This is a genomic window from Ardenticatenales bacterium (genome assembly GCA_020634515.1).
Classification (GTDB): domain Bacteria; phylum Chloroflexota; class Anaerolineae; order Promineifilales; family Promineifilaceae; genus JAGVTM01.
The window spans coordinates 706,852-728,556 of sequence record JACKBL010000003.1 but is presented as its reverse complement, the minus strand read 5'-3'; the positions used below and the strand labels follow the sequence as shown (position 1 = coordinate 728,556).

Annotated in this window: 21 protein-coding genes and 1 pseudogene; 8 read left to right on the top strand and 14 right to left on the bottom strand. The window is 60.9% G+C overall.

The features are described from left to right. Positions 1 to 1,060, bottom strand: a 1,060-nt coding sequence (locus H6650_11750) for an NACHT domain-containing protein (protein MCB8952678.1), incomplete at its 3' end; no start/stop codon positions are given. 162 nt (positions 1,061 to 1,222) lie between these two features. Between H6650_11750 and H6650_11745 the strand changes: the two genes are divergently transcribed. The 5 genes from H6650_11745 to H6650_11725 all read left to right on the top strand — a co-directional run bounded on the left by H6650_11745 (position 1,223) and on the right by H6650_11725 (position 4,248). Further along, entirely contained in the window at positions 1,223 to 1,492 is a 270-nt protein-coding gene (locus tag H6650_11745; protein ID MCB8952677.1) for a DUF2442 domain-containing protein, read from the top strand. Further along, on the top strand, positions 1,462 to 1,671 hold the full coding sequence (locus H6650_11740) for a DUF2442 domain-containing protein (protein ID MCB8952676.1): 210 nt from the start codon (positions 1,462 to 1,464) through the stop codon (positions 1,669 to 1,671). The genes H6650_11745 and H6650_11740 overlap by 31 nt, the downstream gene beginning before the upstream one ends. 86 nt (positions 1,672 to 1,757) lie before the next feature. Next, on the top strand, positions 1,758 to 1,964 hold the full coding sequence (locus tag H6650_11735) for a DUF433 domain-containing protein (GenBank protein ID MCB8952675.1): 207 nt from the start codon (positions 1,758 to 1,760) through the stop codon (positions 1,962 to 1,964). 84 nt (positions 1,965 to 2,048) lie between these two features. After that, positions 2,049 to 2,819, top strand: coding sequence for a slipin family protein (locus H6650_11730; GenBank protein ID MCB8952674.1), 771 nt, complete (start codon positions 2,049 to 2,051; stop codon positions 2,817 to 2,819). 52 nt (positions 2,820 to 2,871) lie between these two features. After that, positions 2,872 to 4,248, top strand: a complete 1,377-nt coding sequence (locus tag H6650_11725) for a M20/M25/M40 family metallo-hydrolase (GenBank protein ID MCB8952673.1) — start codon at positions 2,872 to 2,874, stop codon at positions 4,246 to 4,248. Between the two features lie 1,042 nt (positions 4,249 to 5,290). Here the strand turns inward: H6650_11725 and H6650_11720 are convergent. From H6650_11720 to H6650_11705, 4 genes and pseudogenes are all read right to left on the bottom strand, one after another. After that, positions 5,291 to 5,506, bottom strand: a pseudogene (locus H6650_11720) (hypothetical protein). A gap of 94 nt (positions 5,507 to 5,600) precedes the next feature. After that, complete coding sequence (locus tag H6650_11715) at positions 5,601 to 6,284, bottom strand: metal-dependent hydrolase (protein MCB8952672.1); 684 nt, start codon at positions 6,282 to 6,284, stop codon at positions 5,601 to 5,603. 148 nt (positions 6,285 to 6,432) lie between these two features. Next, entirely contained in the window at positions 6,433 to 7,209 is a 777-nt protein-coding gene (locus H6650_11710; protein ID MCB8952671.1) for a transglycosylase SLT domain-containing protein, read from the bottom strand. Positions 7,210 to 7,270: 61 nt separating this feature from the next. Next, entirely contained in the window at positions 7,271 to 8,158 is an 888-nt protein-coding gene (locus H6650_11705) for a hypothetical protein (protein MCB8952670.1), read from the bottom strand. A gap of 650 nt (positions 8,159 to 8,808) precedes the next feature. Here H6650_11705 and H6650_11700 point away from each other — a divergent pair. After that, a complete protein-coding gene (locus tag H6650_11700; GenBank protein ID MCB8952669.1) occupies positions 8,809 to 9,789 on the top strand; it encodes a hypothetical protein in 981 nt (326 codons plus the stop codon). Between the two features lie 117 nt (positions 9,790 to 9,906). On the opposite strand, the gene H6650_11695 is transcribed toward H6650_11700, so the two are convergent. The 3 genes from H6650_11695 to H6650_11685 form a co-directional block, all read right to left on the bottom strand. Further along, positions 9,907 to 10,596, bottom strand: a complete 690-nt coding sequence (locus H6650_11695) for a sulfoxide reductase heme-binding subunit YedZ (GenBank protein ID MCB8952668.1) — start codon at positions 10,594 to 10,596, stop codon at positions 9,907 to 9,909. 43 nt (positions 10,597 to 10,639) lie between these two features. Beyond that, entirely contained in the window at positions 10,640 to 11,617 is a 978-nt protein-coding gene (msrP, locus tag H6650_11690; protein ID MCB8952667.1) for a protein-methionine-sulfoxide reductase catalytic subunit MsrP, read from the bottom strand. Positions 11,618 to 11,772: 155 nt separating this feature from the next. Continuing rightward, entirely contained in the window at positions 11,773 to 11,973 is a 201-nt protein-coding gene (locus H6650_11685) for a hypothetical protein (GenBank protein MCB8952666.1), read from the bottom strand. Positions 11,974 to 12,073: 100 nt separating this feature from the next. Here H6650_11685 and ftcD point away from each other — a divergent pair, with 100 nt between their 5' ends. Both ftcD and H6650_11675 read left to right on the top strand, forming a co-directional pair. Next, positions 12,074 to 13,594, top strand: coding sequence for a glutamate formimidoyltransferase (gene ftcD / locus H6650_11680; protein ID MCB8952665.1), 1,521 nt, complete (start codon positions 12,074 to 12,076; stop codon positions 13,592 to 13,594). 151 nt (positions 13,595 to 13,745) lie between these two features. Next, positions 13,746 to 14,855: a M23 family metallopeptidase gene (locus H6650_11675; protein MCB8952664.1), complete on the top strand. Its 1,110-nt coding sequence runs from the start codon at positions 13,746 to 13,748 to the stop codon at positions 14,853 to 14,855. A 45-nt stretch (positions 14,856 to 14,900) separates the two neighbouring features. Here H6650_11675 and H6650_11670 read toward each other — a convergent pair whose 3' ends face one another. The 6 genes from H6650_11670 to H6650_11645 form a co-directional block, all read right to left on the bottom strand. After that, positions 14,901 to 15,752, bottom strand: coding sequence for an SDR family oxidoreductase (locus tag H6650_11670; protein MCB8952663.1), 852 nt, complete (start codon positions 15,750 to 15,752; stop codon positions 14,901 to 14,903). Between the two features lie 210 nt (positions 15,753 to 15,962). Continuing rightward, positions 15,963 to 16,652 carry a DUF1461 domain-containing protein gene (locus H6650_11665; protein ID MCB8952662.1) on the bottom strand — a complete coding sequence of 230 codons (690 nt, stop codon included), beginning with the start codon at positions 16,650 to 16,652 and terminating at the stop codon, positions 15,963 to 15,965. A 97-nt stretch (positions 16,653 to 16,749) separates the two neighbouring features. Continuing rightward, positions 16,750 to 18,300, bottom strand: a complete 1,551-nt coding sequence (locus H6650_11660; GenBank protein ID MCB8952661.1) for a fused MFS/spermidine synthase — start codon at positions 18,298 to 18,300, stop codon at positions 16,750 to 16,752. Positions 18,301 to 18,305: 5 nt separating this feature from the next. Next, positions 18,306 to 20,378, bottom strand: a complete 2,073-nt coding sequence (locus H6650_11655) for a glycosyltransferase family 39 protein (GenBank protein MCB8952660.1) — start codon at positions 20,376 to 20,378, stop codon at positions 18,306 to 18,308. Positions 20,379 to 20,494: 116 nt separating this feature from the next. Further along, positions 20,495 to 21,145 (bottom strand): 50S ribosomal protein L25, encoded by a 651-nt coding sequence (locus tag H6650_11650; protein ID MCB8952659.1) that lies wholly within the window; start codon positions 21,143 to 21,145, stop codon positions 20,495 to 20,497. A 131-nt stretch (positions 21,146 to 21,276) separates the two neighbouring features. Then, positions 21,277 to 21,528, bottom strand: coding sequence for a hypothetical protein (locus H6650_11645; GenBank protein ID MCB8952658.1), 252 nt, complete (start codon positions 21,526 to 21,528; stop codon positions 21,277 to 21,279). Positions 21,529 to 21,705: the final 177 nt, after the last annotated feature.

Here is a 21,705-nt window from a genome sequence, read left to right as displayed (position 1 = left end):
CCGGCTTTTGCCACTCCCGCGCCAGCAGGTCCGCCACGGCCTGGCGCAAAATCTGCCCTTTGCGCCCCTGGAAAGCGCCGCTCTGCACCACCAGTTTCAGCCAGAAGGGATTTCGCCCCAGGCCGCCTGGCTCCAGCAAGCCAAACTTCCGCAGACGCGCCAGCACGTCCGCTTCGTCGTGCCCTTCCTGGCGATAGACACGCACGAAAACGGCCACCGCCTCGTCGCTCAAATCCTGGATGGTGAAAACAGGCAGGTCGCGCAGCTTGCTCCCCGGCTCCTCCCGCGTGCGCGCCGTCAGCGCCAACCGCACCGCCGCGTACGCCTGGCTGCGCAACAGGCGGTCTATTTCCGCCAGCACCAGGTCACGCCGCGCGCCCAACGCTTCGTCCAAAGCATCGCACAACAAAACGATGCGCCCCGCCTCCAACAATGTCTCCAAACCCTGGCTCAAGACCTTGCCGCTGCGCCCACCCACGGCGGTGCGCATTTGCTGCGCGGCGAAATCGGTGAGACTTCCTTCTTGATAACGCCCCAGAGGCAGCAGCACGGGAACAGGCCAGTTCCAGCCGAGGCGGCGCGCCCCTTGCCGCGCCAATTCCCACGTCAGCCGCTCCAGCCCCGTGGTCTTGCCCGCGCCCGGCTCCCCCAATACCAACACCGCGCGACTTTCCGCCTGGCGCCGCAAAACAAACTCTTGCAGCAGCATCACCATGTCCCGGCGTTCCCCATCAGCCAATAACTCCGCTGTCACCACGGCCTGGCGGCCGCTGACCAGTTTCAGGCGAGCGAAGTCCACCTGCCAGCGGTGCAGGTCCGGGTTTCGCGCCAGCCCGCGCAAGTACCAGTAGCGATGCCAGCGCCAGTTCCAGGCCAGGCTGCGCTCGCTCTCCAGCAACGCCAGCAGCAGTAGCCCTATTGCCGCCCCGCCTACGGTGGCCGCCAGCCGCGTCGGCGTAAACAGGTTGTCCCACGCATCTTGCTGTATCGCCGCCGCCAGCAGGTTTCCCGCCAGCCCCGCGCCAAATTCCAGCAGTAAGAGAATCAATCGCTTGAACATATTTCGGGAATGGTGTTATGGAGCATACTCCAGTGTCGTATTGCTGTGGAAATGATACCAGAAACCGGGCGGGTCGGGCATCAAATACTGCAAGCGGGGATAAACTGGTATAATTATGGCATGACCCTTAAGCTTTGCTGATGATTGTCGGTTGTGATGTCAATGCCTGGAACTTCCCTAACCCTGATAGCGCCGCCGCCGCGAGTTGTTAAGGTCATGGTCACGGACAACACGCTGACGGTGGACCTGGAGGATGGCCGGTCCATTTCCGTTCCCCTTGGCTGGTTTCCGCGCCTGGCGCACGGAACCAGGGTACTGGACTCTGGCGTTTTTGGCGTGGAGGCTTCAGCCGGTCCACATATGGTGGTTGACCCGGCTAAAGCCTCGACTCCGATCACCATATGTGGATTTCGCCAGACTCGAGCAGGGTAGAACGGGAGAATTTTCAGGTTAGTGGCGCCGGTTATGGACTCCATTGGCCGGATCTCGATGAGGACGTGGGCGTGGCGGGTTTGTTACTGGGGAAACGTTCGCGGGAAAGTCCAGTTTCCTTCCAGAAATGGTTGGCGAAAAGAAACCCGCCGCGGATGAACGAACAGGGTAACGGCTAACCCTCTCGTGGGCTGAGCTTGTCGAAGCCATCTTGCCTGCGACAGGCTCAGACAGCGGGCTACGTAATTACCGAATAGGGTACAACATGACGACGTTTGGGCGAATTACCATCAATCCACAGCGAATGAATGGACAGCCTTGCATTCGTGACTTGCGTTTGACGGTGCGCCGCGTTCTGGAAGCGTTGGCGGTTTATCCTGATCGCGCGGAACTGCGGCGAGAATACCCCGAATTGGAAGAGGAAGATATCCGGCAGGTATTGGCGTTTGCTGCCGGCAGAACGTTGGCATGATTTGGCGAGGTCTGAGTTTGAACGTCCACTTGTTGCCCTTTGATGGCCGCTTGTAACGATTGTGTTATGTAAAGGAGAGCGAAAATGCCTGAGTTTTTGACCACGGCCCTTTGTGGCTTACTGGCGCTGGTTGCCCTGATTTTGTTTTCGGCGATCAAAATTGTGAAGGAGTATGAGCGGGGAGTCGTGTTTCGGTTTGGCCGTATTCAGGCGGCGCGCGGACCGGGCATTATCCTGGTGCTGCCGTTTATTGAGACGATGGTGCGCGTGGATCTGCGCACGGTGACGCTGGATGTGCCCTCGCAGGAAGCGATCAGCCGCGATAACGTGACGGTGAAGGTGAACGCGGTCGTCTATTACCGCGTCGTGGATCCGGTAGCGGCGGTGATTCAGATTGAGGATTACAACCGGGCCACGTGGCAGATTGCGCAAACGACGCTGCGGAACGTGATCGGCCAGTCCACGCTGGACCAACTGCTGCAAGACCGGGAGGCGGTGAACGACCGCTTGCAGCACATCATTGACGAGGCCACGGAGCCGTGGGGGGTGAAAGTGTCCATTGTGGAAGTGAAGGACGTGGAACTGAACACGACCATGGTGCGGGCGATGGCGCGCGAAGCGGAAGCGGAGCGGGAAAGGCGGGCGAAGTTGATTCACGCTACGGGTGAACTGCAAGCGTCGGAGCAGTTGGCGGAGGCGGCGCGCATCATGGCCACGGAGCCGGGGGCCATGACGCTGCGGTATTTGCAAACGCTACTGGAAATTGGCGTGGAGCAGAATACGACGACGATCTTCCCCGTGCCGATTGACCTGCTCTCGGCGATTCTGTCGCCGCAGACGAAACAGGCGGATTAGCAGAAGTTTTGACCACCTTCCCGGAAGCTCAGACAGCTTCCGGGAAGGTTTTGTGACGACCATCTGGATGACGTTTATGCCGCGAAACCGCCGCGATTTCTGGTGGCTGCTGTTGTTGGCGCTGCCGGCATTATCCTGTTCCCTCATCAGCCCGCCGCAGCGCCCCGTCATCCCCACGCCCCCGGCCACCGTCCCCCTCGTCCTGGGCGAAATCCCCAACCTCGTCACCGACCCCGTGGGCACAGTTGCCCCCGCCGCCGACCCCCTCATCACGGAACTCATCAACGAGGTGTCCGCGGAGAACCTCGTGGCCATCGTGCAAACGTTGGCGAACTTTGGCACGCGCCAGAGCTTGAGCGAGACGCAGGCGGGCGACTTCGGCATTGGCGCGGCGCGGCGCTGGATTCACGACGAGCTGGTGCGCGTGGGCGCGGGGCGGCTGCAAGTGCGCTACGACGATTTCCGCCTACCGTACCAGGGGTTGGTGTCGGAGCAGCGGAACGTGGTGGCCGTGCTGCCGGGGACGGCGGCCAACGGCGGCACATACGTCTTCATGGCGCACTACGATTCACGCACGGTGGATGTGGCGGATGGCGGCAGCCTGGCCCCGGGGGCGAACGACAACGCCAGCGGTGTGGCGGCGCTACTGGAAGTGGCCCGCCTGATGAGCAGCCGCCCCTGGAACCAGACGGTGGTGTTTGTGGCGTTTGCGGCGGAGGAGCAGGGGACGCACGGGAGTAATCATTTTGTGACGCAGCAGATGTTGGATGGGATGCGTATTGATGCCGGCATTAACAACGACATCGTCGGCGGCAGACCGGGCATCCCCCAGGCCATCCGCGTCTTCGCCACCGGCGATCCCCTCTCCGAAACCGGCCAGCTTGCCCGTTACATGAGCACCGTTTCCGCGTTGTATGTGCCGGCATTTAGCCTGGACATCCAATACACGCTGGACCGGGAAGGGCGTTGGAGCGATCATCGGGAATTTGTGCGTGCCGGCATTCCCGCCGTGCGCCTCACCGAATCCGTGGAAGACCCCACCGTGCAGCACACCAGCGCCGACACCCCCGACCGCCTGGATTACACCTATTTGCGCCAGGTCGCCCAACTTAATCTGGCCGTGGCCGCTAACCTGGCCGGCGCGCCCGCCCGCCCCGCGCCCCCCGTGCTGGCGCGCATGGCGGACGCCGGAGCCTACATTCTCACCTGGACGCCGGACCCCCTCGTGGCCGGGTACGCCATCTCTTTTCGCCCGCTGGACGCGCCCGGTTATGGGGATTTCCATCTGGTGAACAGCGTAGATGCCGGCAACGTCGCCCTCACCGGCCTCGATCCCACCCTCACCTACGGCGTCAGCCTGGCGGCGCTGGACGGCGCCGGGCGCATCAGTCTCTTCTCGCCGGAAATCATCGTGGGGCCAAACGGCTAGAGGTCTTCGTCCCACAAAACGGCGAACCACACCCAGCGATCAACCGACAACAAAAAAGCCCAACGGTATGCGCCGTTGGGCTTTTTTTATGCGAGCGCCGGGTATTGATTTACTCGGATGGTGAAATCAACACTTGCAGGCTGCCGCTGTCATCGATGGAGGTGATGGTCACGCTGACGCTGCCGGCATCGCTCGTGAAATCGAGGATAGCCGACGTCTCGCCTAGAATTGCGGGGTCGCCACTGGGCTGGTAGCCCGCGGCGGCCATCTCGTCCTGATAGAACGATACCACATCGGCAAACGGCGTCATCGTGCTGTAGATCGTGATGCCCTGGAACGTACTCACATTCGTGGCATCCTCCAGGATCGGCCACTGCGAATCAGCCGCATCTATCTGGCAGTCCGCCGGAATCGTCAGTTCCGCCACTTCATCCAGTTCCGTGATTTCGTACGTCAACGTCATGTTGCCCTTTGTCGTCGCAGCCCCGCCGGAGAACTGGTCACTGACACCGGTGGCGTTCAACGTGATGTGCGAGATAAACCCGTACTCTTTGGAGAGACACACCAGGCCATCCAACGTCTCCGCGTCCTCGAAGCCTGCCGGCATATCATTCTGGTCGAACGCATAGCAGTCGGAAACAAACCCATTGTGCGTTTCCTCGCCAACATAGCGCGCTTTTTCCAGGTCACTTACGAGGTCTTGCTCCGGGGAAATCATCGAGTCAAAGGAGTCCGTGAATCCACCCATGTCCGCCGCGCTGCCGGAGAAGCAGCCGAGACCCGTCATGGAGGTATACACGGTGTCGCCAATTGTGGTGACTTCGATCACCTGGCTGTCCACTTCCTCCCCGACGCCGCTGAGGTTAATAGCAAAGCGGCTGGCGGGCGGGTTAATGACGTTGACCATGTCCATGTTCATGACGGTGTTGACAGGTGTGCCGTCGTCCGCCGTGCCTTCGAAGTTCATGGTAATGACGGCGTGGTAGCTGTTGTGTTGTTCGAGCATACTGCCGGCATTTGCCAAAGCAGCGGTATCCAACATGGCCGCGCCGGCCTCGGCTGCCGGGGCCTCCGTGGGGGCGGCGGCGGGTGCTTCGGTGGCTGTCGCGGGTTGGGTTGCTGCCGGCATTTCCTCTTTCGTTGGCTCTTCCGCTGCCGGTTCAGTCGCGGCTGGTGCCAGCGTAGCCGCCGGTTCTTCACCACCACCCAGGCCACACGCCAGCGCCATCAGGCTCAACAGCAGCACAAAAAGCGTCATCCATCGTATTGTTCGTTTCATTACATTGGTTCCTTCTAACGAATGATAGGACAGCGCCAGAACCCATCCGGGCTGCCCAAAGGGTTAAGTCCTCCTACAACGTGTAGCTCTCATCCACCCCCAGCACCAACGGCTGGCTCTCTGTCTCGGCGGCCACGCGCGCGGCCCATGCCGATGCATCCACGGCAATCAGCGGCCACGTGTTGTAGTGGCAAGGCACGACCACCCTGGGCTTCAAATAATCCAACGCCAGAATCGCGTCATCCGGCCCCATGGTGAAGTTGTCGCCAATACAGATGACGGCCAGATCGATGCCTGCACGCCCGATCAGCGCCATGTCGGAAAAAAGTGCCGTGTCGCCAGAAATGTAAATCTTCTTGCCGCTTACGGTGAGCAGGAACCCACCGGGCATGCCCCCGTTGCTGCCGTCGGGCAGCATGGAGCCATGCAACGCGGGGGTCATTTTCACATGCCCAAACGGATGTTTCCAGCCGCCGCCAATGTGCTGGCCGTGCGTTTTCTCGTGCCCTTGCCCGGCAACCCAACTGGCAATCTCGAAATTGGCGATGACGGTCGCGTCGGTGCGCCTGGCAATGGACATCGTATCGCCTACGTGGTCGCCATGCCCGTGCGTAAGCAAAATATAGTCGGGATGAACCTGATTGGCTTTGGTTTTTGCCAGGGGGTTTCCGCTGAAGAAAGGATCTACCACAAGTTTCGTGCCATCGACATCTAGCGATAGCACTGAATGACCATGAAAAGTGAGGGTTACGGACATGTTTCTTCTCCTGAAGTCAGACTTCTTGCTTGATGCGTTCTGCCATTGACCTGATGTCAAGTATAAGCAAGCAGCAAGGGGGCGTCAAACAAAAAAGCGCCACCGCGAGGCGGATGGCGCTTCGTTCCCAGAGAGGTCAGGCTGTGTATCAGGGCGTGGAGAGGCCGAGGCGTTGGGCCGCCTGCCGGCATAAACTCGCCCCCCCCGCATTCAGCCACCGCTGCAACGTCTCACTGCCGCCGCTGGACAGTTCACCATAAATGCCCGTGCTCCACACATAGTACCGCTGCGTCTCCGCCGCCCAATTGTCCCAGGTGGTCGAGGCGGCGTACTGCCCGCCGTTGTAGCCGGCGAATGCCCGCCCCACGTCGCCGCTCGTCTGTTGCAGGCGTTCCACAAAATAGGAGAGTCCGCGGCGCGCATTGGTATCCGGGTCGAGCATGTCTTCGCCCGCCGCGAAATGGAAGGGCATTACCTGGAACAACCCCTGCGCCCCCGCGCCGGACACCGCCAGCGGGTCGCCGCACGACTCAATCTGCATGATCGTGGCCGCCATATTCGCGTCTACGCCGTATTCCGCGGCCCAGGCCGTGATTTGCGGCCCCCAGTGCTGCACCTCCGCCGTGAAGACCGGGGAAATGCCGCTGGTGGGCAGCGGCGCGGCGGCGGGGGCGGCCTCCGCCGCTTCGGCCACCGCAACCGGCGCGGACGTGTCCTGACCTTGCACCGTGGGGCGGTAGGTAACAAACAGCGCCGCCAGTCCCAACACAAATACCAGGATCATCGCCATGCGCCGATGAACCGGATCCGGGCGATACGTGGCTTCCTGCGATACCTCCACGTAGACGTCTTCTTCCGGCGCGGCCACGCTGGTGAATGGTGTATTGACGAGAGTGATGCTCAGGGGGTCTTCTATGTATGCCACTTCGATTTACCTCAGGTCGTCCGCAATTGTAAACGGCTATCAGTAATTGGCAAGCGAAAGATCAGGTGTCATTGTTGCCACGCGCTTTGATCGGCAGCCGTTGTCCGAGGGGGGGCATAGGGGGACGCTGGCGGGGACGATTGCCGGAGGAGCGGCGTGACGGTTGTGGTTGCCGTGTGGCGGGGGCGGCGGGCGGTGTGGGCGCGGCTTGTGGCGCCGGGTCGGGGAATGGATCGGGCTGGAACATTTCGTCGGCTGCCGCGCCGGAAGCGGCGGTTGGCTGCGAAACGGGGGTGGGTTTGGCAAAGGGGAGCGGCTCGCCACGATGGGGACGAACGGCGCGGGGCGCGGGTTGCACTTCTGCGCGCGCGGCGGGAGGGGTTGGTTTGGATGCGGATGGGGTGCGCCTGGATGCCGGCATTGGCTTCCTATCATCTACCGCGCGCAGCGTTGTGTCGCGGGCATCGTCCAGCAGATGCTCACCCGCCAGCGTGATGCCGCCGATGAAGAGGATGCGCGTCAACCAGACGAGTACGGCCACGAAAATGGGGACGATTTGCAGGAGTTGCTCGCGGCTGAGAACTTCATTGCCAAACTGGTGGTTGAGTAGCGTGAGGGAGATGGCCCACCAGGTCATGAGGGCGTTCATGGTGGCTCCCAGAAGCCACGCGCCCATCAGATACCAGACTTCTTTCGGCTCGTCGCGCCCTTTTTCTGGGGTGAAGAAGCGGACCAGGCCGGCAAAGTCGATGGCGCAAAAGGCGACTGCCAGAATGGTGGCCCAGCGCAGGCCAAAAAAGGCCACGTCGCCCAACAGATTGGCGAGGGCGTATTGGGTGGTGTCGAAGTTGAACATTTCAAAGGCAAGCAGGGCGATAGCCATTATGCCGGCAATCACAACCTGTTTGCGCATCATGGGCATGCCGGCAAGGGGGTTGCTGAAAGTCATGCTGTTCCTCATTTTGGCGGACCTCCTGGGTGCAGTCTGATCAAGTTGGAAGAAAAGAGTGGCGCCGGCATCGTCGCTTTGCCAGCGCCACGATGGAGGGGGTAGAACAATCGTTCTGATTGGCCGCCGAGAATAGCACAAACGTTCTGATGTGTCAAACCCATTTTGCGTGCCGCGCAGACTGTCAGTAATCCCAAGTATGAATTGCTTTTGGTGCGAATTTCCTGGAAAAAACGTCCTGGCCTGTCAAGAGTGGGGCCTGACATGGCTTGTTCCCGAAAAATAGAATGGGCTTGACCTTACAAAATCGCCATAATTGGTCTAATCTCCAGAGAGCGCTAGTCGTCACCTGTCGGGACTATTGACAAGGTGGTTATTCTGTCCTATGATGTTATCGTTAGTACTCAAGTCCTGCCCTCGCTGATGCGTTCAAGTCCAGAATGGTATTTCGCGGGCGTGAGTCTGACTGACCACGGCAGTCCTCTTTCCGTGGTCAAGGCTTTCCCCTGAGCCGCCTTTCCTTCCATCCCTTCTCCCCCGTCAACATCATCGCCTTCTCCCAATTATATTGTCGTCCTACGCTCTGACTCTGCATTTCAGGACAGTTCTCGTTTTCAGTCCTCGAATCGGTCTGTTACAGGAGATTTGGAATGAATAAGAAGGTCTTTGCTTCTACCGTGATCGTTCTGGCGCTGGTCCTTGTGGCGTTGACCGCCGCGTTTGCCGCGGACAAGCCGGTCGATGCGACGGTTTCCGCCGCGCCAACTATGTATGTACAGACACCTGCTGATCTGGCATATGCCGGCATCACCGCCGGCGACGTAGCCGAAGGTGACGTACAGGCAATGGGCACAAGCCTACAGTACACCGGCGTCATCCTGAATGGCGACGGCATTAACCCGGACGGGGCGCACCCCTTCCTGAAGGTACAGCAGCAGAACTCGTCGGGCAGCTTTGAATATGCCGCTTGCTACCTGGGCAACAACGGTAGTGCCGGCTCTTTTGGCCTCGGCTTCTTCGCGCTCACGCAACCCTTCAACACCGCCCACATGCGCGCCACCCGCGTGGGAACCATCGTGACCATTGACTTCACCAACGTCAACGGCGGCACGCTGCCGAATCAGTCCTATGTCTGCGAAGGCGCACCCGCGCCCGTGGGGGACCACATCGGCACGCTGGGGTATGCCAACATCGCCAAGATTGACAACTTCGGCGATGGCGCGGTCGTCCTGGACACCTTCAGCTATGTGGGGCCGTTGGGCGGCACGGGCAACTGGTTTGACGCTGCCCCCGGCATGAACGCGGACGGCAGCCGCGCCAGCGGTGGCACGCTCGCGCTCTCTTTCTGGGTCGGCCAGGTTTGCCCGCCTCCCGGCACAAACGTGACGCTTAACCCGAATCTGGTCTTGAGTGTGTCTACGGGCAATACGCCCAAGTTCTGGCTGGTGCGCTTCTATCTGGCCACCGGCTCGTTCGCGAACGTGGTCACCACGGGTCTTCCGGGCTGCTTCGCCAATACGTTCAACACGAACTACATCCCCGCCAACCCGCCGGTGACGGCTATTTGCTCGTTCGTGTATGACCCGGCTCTGCCGGGCGTCGTGGCGCAGAAGTGCGTGCCTGTGCCATAAATGTCGGTGATGCCTGCCGTTTGATGCCGGCATCTCCCCCCTAACGCAAACGGAGACAGGCAATCACCTGTCTCCGTTTTTGTATGTCTGGGGTGTGTGGAGAATGCCGGCATTTTCCTACAATTCGGTTTCTACCCGCACGGAGGATGGTTTCCTGGGCGGGGCTGCGCGCCGGTTTTGCCGGCCGCGTCGCCAGCGTAGCAGGGGTTGGCGGATGGGTTGGAAGCGGAGGAGGAAGAGGAGGGCGAGAATGCCGGCAAAAACCAACGGCTGCCCATAATCCTTCACCAACCAGAAGAAATGCCACAGCGCCAATATCGCCACCAGGTACACTAACTTATGCAGCCGCTTCCAGTTCCTGCCCAACCGCCGCATCGAACCCTTCGTAGACGTCAGCGCCAGCGGAATCAAGAGCAAGAAGGCAATAAAGCCGACAACCACATACGGATTATCCACAATCCCCGCCAGGATCAGGCGCAGGTTCAACTCATAATCAATTGCCGCGAAAATAGTCAAATGCACGCACACGTAAAGGAAGGCGTACAATCCCAGCGGACGACGCAGCGGCTGCAACTGCTTCCACCCGGCCACCGACGTCAGCGGCGTAATTGCCAGAGAGAGCAGCAGCAAAATGAGCGCCGTCTTCCCCGTACGCAAGATAGCGGCCCGCACCGGATCGGCCCCCAGGCGGTAGTACCAATAGTCGTAAAAAAGCACCGCCAGCGGCAGCAGCGCCCCCACATGTGTCAGTCGTTGCAGCCAACGAGCCTGCGTCTTGCGGTCCCATTGAGAAAAAAACTTGCGCATTGTGCGTGTCCTCAGTTGCGCCTTCCAGGAAGGTGACAAAATACTAGAAATTCACCCGCAGGTCCATGCCCTCGTACAGCGAGGCCACCTGATCCGCGTATCCATTAAACGGCAGTGTCTCGCGGCGGCCCACGCCGATCAACCGCTCCGTCGCCTGCGACCAGCGCGGATGCGGTACATCCGGGTTCACATTTGCATAAAATCCATACTCGCTGGGAGCCGCCGCCATCCACAAAGACGTAGGCATTTCATCCGTCAATTCGATCTTCACAATCGCCTTGATACTCTTAAACCCATATTTCCAGGGAACCACCAGACGCAGCGGCGCGCCATTCTGCGGCAACAAGTCCCGCCCATACAGCCCCGTCGCCAGCAGCGTCAGCGGGTGCATCGCCTCGTCCATCCGCAGCCCCTCCACATAGGGCCAGTTATACCAGCGAGAGTCTTGTCCGGGCATCAGGTCCGGGTCATAGAGCGTCTGGAAGCGCACATACTTCGCCGCCGTCATCGGCTCCGCCGCTTGCAGCAGTTGCGCCAGGGGAAAACCAACCCACGGAATCACCATCGACCACGCCTCCACGCAGCGCAGGCGGTAGACCCGCTCCTCCTGGTCAAACTGGCGGCGCAAATCATCAACGTCGTAGACGCCGGGCTTATTCGCCAGCCCCGTCACCTGCACTTGCCAGGGAGAGGTGGGGAAATCGGCGGAAAGCGCGGCCACGCGCTGCTTGTCCACCGTAAACTCATAGTAGTTGTTGTAATGGGTAATGTCCTCAAAGCTATTGAGGGGCGTCCCTAGCTCATCGGCGGTGGCGCTGACCGCGCCCGGCTCAATCGGGGTGGTTGAGCCACCATCCGTTGTTGTTGTAGTCGTGGGAGGTTCGGGGCGGCAAGCCGCCAACAGCGTCCCCGCCGCCACCGCCGCCGCGCCTTTCACAAACTGCCGCCGGGACAGATAGAGTGATTCCGACGTGATTTGGGAAGAAGCGATTTCAATGCCTGTCTGCTTTTTGATTAACATAATGCCGCCTCATGGTGAGATAAAGGAGAAGAATACAAAAATCTCCCGGATTTTTGTATTCTAGCACGAGCGCCGCCGTCAGCGCAGCCATCAGCTACGGCAGGGATTATGCGTGGAGAAAATGAAATTTGGCTGAAGAATTTCTTATGAAAGTCTTACAGCGGCAGATGCTCCCGACTTCCCCGCGTCAGCAGCGAAAACGATGCAGCACGGCACATCGCTTTTTGGTAAAATCTCGGTGTCGTCTCCATAAAATCAAAGCCGTGTTGGTTGAGCTTGTTAAAACCAATGGCCTTCAATAAGCTCAGGCCACGTTTACTCCAGCGCGTCGAGAAGTTAAAAATCTCGCCTGACAAAAATCCCGAGCGTTACAGATTTCGCCAATGTCGCGGGTTGATATGTCTTCCGCGTTCTTCCGCATCAGTCCGCATCCCACCTTCCAGGAGTCTTTTTCCCATGCAGCAAATCGTCGAATGCGTTCCCAATTTTAGTGACGGGCGTCGCCCGGAAGTGTACAATGCCATCGCGGACGCGGTGCGCGGCACGCCCGGCGCGCACGTCCTCAGCGTCAGCCCTGACGCCGACCACAACCGCACCGTGATCACGTTCGTGGGTCCGCCCGCTGCGGTCGAAGAGGCGGCTTTTCGCGCTATTGCTAAAGCGGCGGAGCTGATCAACCTGGACAATCACCAGGGAGAACACCCACGTATTGGGGCGACCGACGTCTGCCCCTTTGTGCCGGTGCAGGATGTGACGCTGGCGGATTGCGTGGCAATGGCGCGGCGGCTGGGACAGCGCGTGGGCGCGGAACTGGGCATTGCCGTGTATCTCTATGAAGCGGCGGCCACGCGCCCGGATCGGGAAAAGCTCGCCGGCATTCGCAAGGGGGAGTATGAGCAATGGAAGGCGGAAGTGGCGACCAATCCCGACCGTCTGCCTGATTTTGGGCCGGCGGAGCCAAAGTCATGGGGCGCGACCGTGATTGGCGCGCGACCGTTCCTGATTGCCTACAACATTTATCTGAACACGGATAATGTGGATATCGCCAACAAAATCGCCCGCGCCGTGCGCTATATCAGCGGTGGCTTCCGCTACGTCCAGGGGCTTGGATTTCTGGTGGAAGGTCAGGCGCAGGTGAGCATGAACCTGACCAACTTCGAGAAGACGCCCATCTACCGTGTGCAGGAGGCGGTGCGGCGGGAGGCGGCTCGTTATGGCTTGACGATTACGAAGGCGGAACTGGTTGGGCTGACGCCGCAGCAGGCGCTGCTGGATGCGGCGCAGTGGTATCTGCAACTGGATGAGTTGCCGCCGGAGCAGATTTTGGAGCGGCAGTTGGCGCAGGCGGAAGCGGCGGATAACGCGCGCGCGCCGTTGGCCTTTATTGAGGCCGTGGCGGATAAAACGCCGACGCCGGGCGGCGGTTCGGTGGCGGCGCTGGCGGGCGCGCTGGCGGCGGCTCTGACGCAGATGATGGCCGGGCTGACGGTGGGGCGGAAGAAGTATGCGGATGTGACGGAGGAGGCGGGGCAGGTGCTGGATGAGGCGGGCGCGCTGCGGGCGAAGCTGACGGCGGCGATTGCCGAGGATGCGGCGGCGTTTGAGGCGGTGATGGCGGCGTATCGGCGCAAGGATGGGGATGAGGCGGCGCGGGTGGCGGCGATTGAGCAGGCGATGATGGGCGCGGGCGAGTCGCCGCTGCGGGTGGCGCGGTTGAGCCGGGATGTGGCGCGGTTGGCGCGGCGGATTGTGGCGGTGGGGAATGTGAACGCGGTGACGGATGGGGCGAGTGCCGGCATTATGGCTCACGCCGCCGTCCAGGCTGCCAGTCTCAACGTCAAAATCAACGCCCAATCCCTGCAAAACCAGGAACTGGCCGGGGCCTGGGTGGCGGAGGTGAACGCGCTGTTGACGGAGACGCGCGACCTGGCGGACGCGATTGTGGCGATAGCGGGAGAGCGCGGCGGGTTTCGCTGAGGAATAGTTAATGGGTGAATCAGCGAATGGGTAAATGGTTAATGAGGCAGCGTGTGGCCCGTTAGTCATTCATGAATTCCCCCATTCCTCCATTCGCTCATTAACCATTAAGTTGGGCATTTGCTTCGTTTGGGTTAAAGTTGGCGGCTGTATGTTTGGACCACGAAATGTTACGAAGCCATTGATCGGGCTGGTGGGGTTGGCGTGGCTGTTGATTGGCTGTCAGGCACGGATGGCGGCGTCGCAGGGAGCGATAATGCCGGCATCTGTCAACGCCCAACCCACCGCCACCACCATCAAACCCGTCGTCGTCTACACCGTCGCCGCGCCACAGCAAGAGCAGCGCAGCTTTGCCCTGCCCACACCGCGCCCCCCCGCCACGGCCACCCCTCTGCCGCCCACCGCCGTTCCCAACACCGCCACACCCCTCCCTACCAGCACCGCCTCCCCCACCCCCATGCCCACTTTCACCCCCCCGGCGCTGCCCAACACGCCGCCGGGCGAACATTACTGGCTGCGGCGGCCCATTGCCGATGGCGGCGTGGTCTGGACGGACAAAACGTATCCCTATGGCAGCACGCGCGGCGGTTCATTGCGGCCCCATCATGGCGTAGATATTGCCGTTCCCTACAACACGGAGATTCTGGCGGCGGCCAGCGGTACGGTCGTGGTTGCCGGCAATGACCTGGAAATCCCCTACGGACAAACGACCGACTTCTACGGCAACCTGGTCGTCATCGAACTGGACACGCGGCTCAACGGCAAGCCCGTCTATAACCTGTACGGGCATCTGAACCAGATTTGGGTGCAACCGGGGCAGCATGTGGACGTGCGTGAGGTCGTCGGGTTATCGGGCGCGACAGGCGTGGCGGATGGTCCCCACCTGCACTTCGAGGTGCGCGTGGGCGCGAACACGTATGAATCCACGCGCAACCCGCTGCTCTGGCTGAATCCGTTCCCGGATCGGGGAACGGTGGCGGGGCGGGTGGTCTGGCCGGATGGCGTGCTGGTGGCGGAAGCGCCCATCAGCCTGCATCGCATTGACGCGCCCACGGCGGCCTACTATGCGACCACCACCTACGCCAACGAGACGCTCAATCCTGACGACAGTTGGGGCGAAAACTTCGCCCTGGATGACGTGGAAGCCGGGTATTACGAGGCGACCATCCTGGTAGATGGGCGCAAAATCTCGCAGGCGTTCTGGGTGTTCCCGTATCGCACCAACTTTGTTGAGTTTGTGCTGGACAGCAGCCCAAAATAAGCGCGAAGATTGGTTCATTCCGCGAGAATGAACCAATCTGGACGGTCACTTGGGACGCATCCCCAGTTGGCGGGCGACGACGCGGTCCACGAGGCGGAAGGGCATCCAGCGGGGGAGGAACCACGCCAGGAGCCAGTTTTTGTAGATGCCGTAGCGGGCTTTGGGGCGGGGGGTTTGGATGATCTGGCGCAGGCGATGGGCGATTTTGTCGGGCGTCATGCCGGCATTTCTCATTCGCCCCATCATCTCCTCCATCTGCGCCAGCGGCCCGGCGTAATCCGTCCCCGCGTACAGCGAAAAATCCGTTTTCCCTTGCTTATCCCACATCGGCGTGCGCACCGCCCCTGGGGCCACCACCACCACGTCAATACCGTACATCACCAACTCCCGCCGCAGTGCTTCCATCATGCCTTCCACGGCATGTTTTGACGCGCCATAAGCGCCATAGAAGGGAAAGATGACTTTGCCCACGGTGCTGGTGACGGTGACGATGCGGCCGGGAGGATGGGGCGCGTCTTTGCGCGCGCCGAGGAGGGGCAAAAAGGCCTGGGTGACGGCCAGGGTCCCCACGACGTTGACTTCGCACTGCCGACGCAGCTCCGCCAGGGGTTCGTGCATGAGGGGGCCGACGATGGAAATGCCGGCATTATTCACCAACGCCGTCAATCCCCCATCCCCCACCACCGCCGCCACCTGCGCCGCCGCCGCCACCACCGCCGCCGTATCCGTTATATCAAAAACCAGCGGCGTAAACCGCTCCCCCAACTCCTGCCGCAACCGCTCCGCCTCCGCCGCCTGGCGCACGCTGCCAAACACATGATACCCATGCGCGAGCAGCTCCCGCGCCGTGCTGTTGCCAATCCCCGACGATACCCCCGTAATGACAATATACTTCATCGTAATCCTCGATTGGTTGTATCTTCCCGGAAGCTGTTTTATGCGAAATGCGTTGAGTGAGCTTCCGGGAAGGTTTATTGGTTTCCGCATCTTCCCGGAAGCTGTTTTATGCGAAATGCGTTGAGTGAGCTTCCGGGAAGGTTTACTGTTTTCCGCATCTTCCCGGAAGCTGTTTTATGCGAAATGCGTTGAGTGAGCTTCCGGGAAGGTTTACTGGCTGTTATGCGCCAGCCCACGCCCCAACGCCGCCACCAAGCCTCCCTCCAGGAAAATGGCCGATACCAGCAAGACGCCGAAGTCAAACCAGAACTTCTCCGGGAACAGGCGGATCAGCGAATCCGTCAGCGGGAACGTCCACGTTCCGGCGGGAAAGAGCAGGTCGTGGAACGTGACGAAAAACGTATTCCAGCCCACGATGAGGAACAGACCTATGCCCAGCAAAATCAGCATCGTCAGCAGCCCGCCCCACATCAGGCCGCGGTAGGCCAGCGGGCGCGTCCCCGCCGCCGCCAGTAGCGCGATCAGCCCCAGGCCCACCAGCGCCAACCCCGCCCAACCGAGCGGACGGATCACGCTGTCGGACACGCGCTTCACGTCCAGCATGTGCCCGATCTCTCGCTCATTGTACAGCGACTCATTTGTGCCCGGCTTCACCTGCTCTTGCAGCAGGTAGATCACGTCCTCCGCCGGTTCCGGATGGCGCAAATACCCCACCGCCACCAACGCCAGTTCCAACCGCTGCGTATTACTCCATTCAAAATCGGGCGGAAAACTGGACTTGGCGTATTCATAACGCGGGTAAGCGTCGTTGATGATCAGGCGAAAGCTGCCAAAGCCGAGCAAAAGCGGCATGCCCAGGATGATCAGCCATTGCATTATTCGAGTGAAGAGGTTATTCACGATAGTTTTCCTTTGAGAAGAGGACGCGGATAAACACGAATTCCGGCTCTTTTAGCCATGAATACCCACGTTCTACTTTTCTTTTTGCGACAGGCTGTTAGCCGCCGAGTCCGGGCAGGCCTGCCGGGCCTTGTTGCAGCAGGTAGCGAATGACCAGCGAATCGATGATCGTCTCCACGGGTGCGCGTTCGTCCGTAAACACGACTTGACCGGGCACGGTGGGCACGATGTTGTCCGCAGCCACGCGCAGGACGGAAACCAGCAGCGGCGGCGCATCCGCGCCCAACCGCGCCAGATTGTCGCCCAAATTGACCCCGTCCGTCTCCACCACCGTCGCCACCAGGATCGTATTCAGCGACCCGGGTACGTCAATGGTATGCACGGAGGGGAACACCGTCAACAAAGTGGCCGTCATCGCCTCCACCAGGCGGCGATCATCGGGCACGCGCCCCACGTTGATGGCAATGACGCCCTGCGCCGTCAGGTGGGCGCGCACCTCGCGGAAGAATTCCCGCGTGGTCAGATGCCAGGGAATGTACGGTACTTTGTACGCATCCAGCGTGATCACGTCATAGCGGCGGGTGAGGCGGTTTAGTTCGTAGCGGCCATCGCCGACGATGACGTGGATGTTCGGCTGGCGCAAGTTGAAGTAGTCGCGCCCCGCCTGCGCAATGGCCGGGTCCAACTCAATGCCGGCAACGGGGATGGGTCCGAACACTTCCGTAAACTGCTGCGGAATTGTGCCGGCAGCCAGGCCAATCACAGCCAGATTGCGCGGCGGCGTGGCGTTCGCGTTGAAATAAGGCGCAGCCAGCATCATACTCCACACGGACACGCGCGGCACGCGCCCCCCATCGCAGTAGAAAGAGTGGTACGCCTGCCCCTCATTCAGCAGCAGGTAGTTGCAATCGTCCACGCGCACCACCTGGATGTAATTATAGGCGGATTCCGTCTCGAAAAGCTGGCCCGGATACTGCTTCAGAGGACCGGCGGCCCAGCGCAGCGCGGGCAGGAGCAGCAGCGGCAGCAGGATGGTCAGCCAGTGGGGACCGCGACGCGCCCGCCACAGCCCAATCAGGCCCACCAGCAGCAGCGCCGCGCCAAAAATCAGGGCGGTGAGGCGGCTGCCGGCCAGGGGAATGACGAGGAGGACGGGCAGGTAGGTTCCCAGCAAGCTGCCCCAGGTGGAGATGGCGTAGATGCGCCCGCTGACGCGCCCCGCCTCGCGCACGTCGCTGACGGCCAGGCGGATGGCGAAGGGGGAGACGCAGCCGAGCAGGGTGATGGGCACGATGAGGGCGAAGACGACGCCCACGAGGGAGCTGAGGATCGCGCCCACGTTCAGGTTTGCCAGCGCCGCCGCCGCCGTTTTCAGGAGCAGGCTGGTGAGGAGGAGGAAGAAGACGCTGCTGAATCCGGCGAGGCTGACGAGGGTGTAGAAGGTGCTTTCATGCGGCACGCGGTCGGCCAATCTGCCGCCAACGAAGTAGCCCACGGTGAGGAAGAGGAGGACAAAGCCGATGACGTTGGCCCAGACGATGTTGGATGTGCCGTAGACGGTCTGCAACATGCGGCTGGTGGTGAATTCGATGGCCAGGGTGGACATGCCGGCAACAAAAACGGTCAAATAGAGGTAGCGACGGGACATAGCACTCAGTGTTCGGTGGGTAGTGGTTCGTTGGTCGTGAACAACTGGCGCATGGCCGCGGCGGAGAGGCGCTGCCGATTCGCCAGGATGAAAGCTAGCGGCTGGTCGTAGACGGTGAAGCTCTCGTCGGCGCGGCCAAAGGTGAGGGTGGGATGCCGGGTCAGGTACATTTGCACGGCCTCTGGCGGCGTCAGGCGGGGCCAGGCAAAGGAATCGGGGCGCAAGGTGACGCCTCCCAGGTTCGGCGCGCGATCGGTGACGAAAACCACGTCGTAGCCAAGTTGCCCACTGAAAAGCAGACGAGCATAGTGGCCGGAGAGGGGATACCGTTGGGGCAGGCGAGGAACCACGCCATACACGCGGTTGGAGGCGATGACGACGTAGTCGGCGTTTGCCAGCCGCGCCAGGTTGGCGGCCAGTTTCGCTTCATCGTCGGCCTCGTCAGGACCGGTGAGCCAGGTGAGTTCGTCCGACTCGTATTCGTCGGCGGCGTGGTAGACGCCGTCTATCACCATCCCCGTTGGCAGTGGCTCATCCCATTGTTCCGTCAGTACCGTGGCCCCGGCGGGCACATGGCGAAAAATCCACGCCGAGGCCGTCGTCCACGGGTGCGGCTGGCGGTACATGTTGGCGAAAGCCAGCGCATACAGCGCCGTTGCCACGAGGGTGAGCGCGACGGCCGGGCGGCGGGCGCGTCGCCCGAATCCATGCAGTAGCCAGGCCGCGCCCATGAGCAGGAGCAAGGGGACGATGGGCTGCAAATAGCGCATGAATTTGACATAGAGGCCGCCGGTTGCCAGGAAGAAGGGGACGACCCAGGCCAGCAGTAGCCATTCGCCGCGCTGCCGCCGCGCCCAGGCGCGCCACGAGAGCCACAGGAGGCCGCCCACGGCGACGACGGCCAGCAGCGGCCCCAGGCCCCATTTGTACAGCATTTCCAGGGGGTAGAGGAAGGGGGTTGTGCCGGCATATTGCCGCGCAAAGCCGACATCCCAACTCCCGTTTACCATGCCGCTTTGCCGTGACAGATTCTCCAAAAAGCAGTTGCCCCAGTTGATGGCCGGCAGCGAGATCGGCCCCCAACGCACCGCCGGGGAGACGACCTGGCAGGTAAAATCGAGGAGAGCGAACGGATTGGTGAGGGCAAAGGTGAGGGCGGCGAGGAAAACGGCGAGGAGGAGCCGACGGGCGCGCGGCCAGAACGCGGGCGCGTGCCACCAGCAGAAAAGGGCGAGGGGGAGGAGGAGGAAAATGCCGGCAAATTTGCTCCCCACCGCCAGCCCTACGAAAACCGCCCCCGGCCAGAAAAAACGGGGATGGTCCAGTGCCAGCACCAGACAATAGATGGCCGCCAGCGCGAAAAATGTAAGGTAGGGGTCCACCGTCCAGAAGTGGGCCAACTGAATGTGCAGCACATCCAGAGCCAGGAACGCCGCCGCCAGCAGGCCGACCACCGGGTCAAACAGCCGCCGCCCCAGCAGGTAGAGCAAGGCCACCGCGCCCACGTCCAGCAGCGCCGTCAGCAGTCGCCCCACGATGGTCAGGTGGTCGAAGGTGTTTCGGTCGGCGCCGTTGAAGAGGTCGCGGGAGAGGAAGGTAGATGCCGGCAGCAGTGGACGCAGCACCGACCCCACCCAATCCACCAACCCCGCCGCCAGCACGCCCGCGTACAAAGGCACGTGCCCGTAGGCGAAACGGCGCGGCTCGTTCTCCGGGGCGATCACGCCGGTATCGCGGGTCTTCGCCGGCCAGTAGAAAGGATTGAGCGTGGAGCGGTGGGGCTGCCAGGCGTCGGTCCAGTTGGTCGGCCAGGTGACGCTGGTGGCGACCCAGGCAATGTAACGCTCGTCTGGATGGTAATGATGATAATCGTCCCAGGCCAGCCCCGTGAGGCGCAGCACGGCAGCCACGATCAGGATCGGCAGCAGCCAGAGCGGTGACCGCGGGCTAATGAAGCCGTATTGCTCTTTGGCGGCGGGCTTTTCGCCGCTTGCCGCCGCCGCTGTGGATTCCGGTTCTGCCACGGACTGCACCTCGTTCCCCAATCGGCTGTCGGGCGCGCCTTTGCCGCGCGCCACATGGGACTATACAAAAAAAGGCTGGAACGGACACGTCCCAGCCTCTTGTTGCTCTCATTTGTCGCTGCGCCGCGCTCGCGCAACGGAGGGCGCATTGTCGCGGGCGAAGTCGCTGCCTAAAACTCGTCTTCCACTTTGCCCTTCTTGATCACTTCCACCATGTCGGCGGCAGGCAGGAAGGAGGTCTCCGCCTCTGCCCCTTCTTCCGCTTCTGCCTGGCTGTATTCAAAGGTAGCCACCAGCGTGTCCGGGTCGGCGAGGAAGGTGACGCCTTTGGGGCGGGGGAGGTCTCTGACGTGGATGAAGTCGTCGGGGGTGGCGATCATGCCGGCATCAAACTCAATCTCCGACACCAACGCATCCGGGAGACATTCAATTTCCATCGTGTGCAGCATCTGCGTTACCAACCCCAGGCCATCCTTCACCGGCTTGGCCGTGCCCGTCATCATCAAGGCCACTTCCGTGGTCAGCGTTTCGCGCATATTAACTTCCAAAAAGTCAATATGCAGCAAATCACCACGAACAGCATGCTTTTGCACCTCGCGCACCAACGTGGTTCGCTGTGCACCATCAACGTTCACGTTGATCAAGTCATTCGACCCCGCCTTGCGCAGCACGCGGCGCACCTCCAGGTCATTTACCTGGATATTGGTCACGGAATCCTGACCGTAGATCACCGCGGGAATAATTCCCTCGCGGCGGAGTTGCTTCACCTTTTTGCCCACAACGGCGCGTGGTTGGGCATCAATCATAAATTGCTCAGACATAATGTTCCTCTGCTGTCAACCCTTGCGGGGAAAATAGAAAACCCTGTGGTCAGGGGTATTGCGCATTCATGGTTATGGGCGGGGTTTCCCACAAATCCAGACGGAAAAGTATACTGATTTATGCCATTTCGTCAAACTTTTTTCGGCTTCGACACGCGGTTTTCCTGTTTGGCTGCCAGATACATCTGCCGCAACTGGTTCCAACGTTGGTGCGGCAAAAGGGGGTCTGTTTCACGGCTCGTGCCGGCATTCAAGCCAAGCGCAACACCCATACGCAATAACGCATTGAGCTTCTGCCAGCGTTCCGTCACCGTCTCTTGCTGACGCTCAAACGCTTCAATTTCAGCGACCGCCTGCCACCGTTGCCGATATGCCTGCACCATTTCCCGATCTACTTGCACGTTCCTATTTCTCCCAATTCGCGCAGCTTCTGGCTCTACAGAGTTCGCTTGCTGAAAACAATGCGCAAAACCTTTGCCCGGTCAATCAGTAGCCCATGACAATGCAACTATAACTATAACGGAATAGTACCATAACGTCATCTTGAACTCCAGATAAAC

Bases quoted from the DNA above. Each gene is read 5' to 3' on its own strand.
- H6650_11740 (MCB8952676.1), top strand. From the start codon at position 1,462: ATGTGGATTTCGCCAGACTCGAGCAGGGTAGAACGGGAGAATTTTCAG.
- H6650_11660 (MCB8952661.1), bottom strand. From the start codon at position 18,300: ATGTCCCGTCGCTACCTCTATTTGACCGTTTTTGTTGCCGGCATGTCC.
- msrP (MCB8952667.1), bottom strand. From the start codon at position 11,617: ATGTTAATCAAAAAGCAGACAGGCATTGAAATCGCTTCTTCCCAAATC.
- ftcD (MCB8952665.1), top strand. From the start codon at position 12,074: ATGCAGCAAATCGTCGAATGCGTTCCCAATTTTAGTGACGGGCGTCGC.
- H6650_11700 (MCB8952669.1), top strand. From the start codon at position 8,809: ATGAATAAGAAGGTCTTTGCTTCTACCGTGATCGTTCTGGCGCTGGTC.
- H6650_11670 (MCB8952663.1), bottom strand. From the start codon at position 15,752: ATGAAGTATATTGTCATTACGGGGGTATCGTCGGGGATTGGCAACAGC.
- H6650_11735 (MCB8952675.1), top strand. From the start codon at position 1,758: ATGACGACGTTTGGGCGAATTACCATCAATCCACAGCGAATGAATGGA.
- H6650_11645 (MCB8952658.1), bottom strand. From the start codon at position 21,528: ATGGTGCAGGCATATCGGCAACGGTGGCAGGCGGTCGCTGAAATTGAA.
- H6650_11705 (MCB8952670.1), bottom strand. From the start codon at position 8,158: ATGACTTTCAGCAACCCCCTTGCCGGCATGCCCATGATGCGCAAACAG.
- H6650_11730 (MCB8952674.1), top strand. From the start codon at position 2,049: ATGCCTGAGTTTTTGACCACGGCCCTTTGTGGCTTACTGGCGCTGGTT.
- H6650_11695 (MCB8952668.1), bottom strand. From the start codon at position 10,596: ATGCGCAAGTTTTTTTCTCAATGGGACCGCAAGACGCAGGCTCGTTGG.
- H6650_11715 (MCB8952672.1), bottom strand. From the start codon at position 6,284: ATGTCCGTAACCCTCACTTTTCATGGTCATTCAGTGCTATCGCTAGAT.
- H6650_11650 (MCB8952659.1), bottom strand. From the start codon at position 21,145: ATGTCTGAGCAATTTATGATTGATGCCCAACCACGCGCCGTTGTGGGC.
- H6650_11675 (MCB8952664.1), top strand. From the start codon at position 13,746: ATGTTTGGACCACGAAATGTTACGAAGCCATTGATCGGGCTGGTGGGG.
- H6650_11745 (MCB8952677.1), top strand. From the start codon at position 1,223: ATGCCTGGAACTTCCCTAACCCTGATAGCGCCGCCGCCGCGAGTTGTT.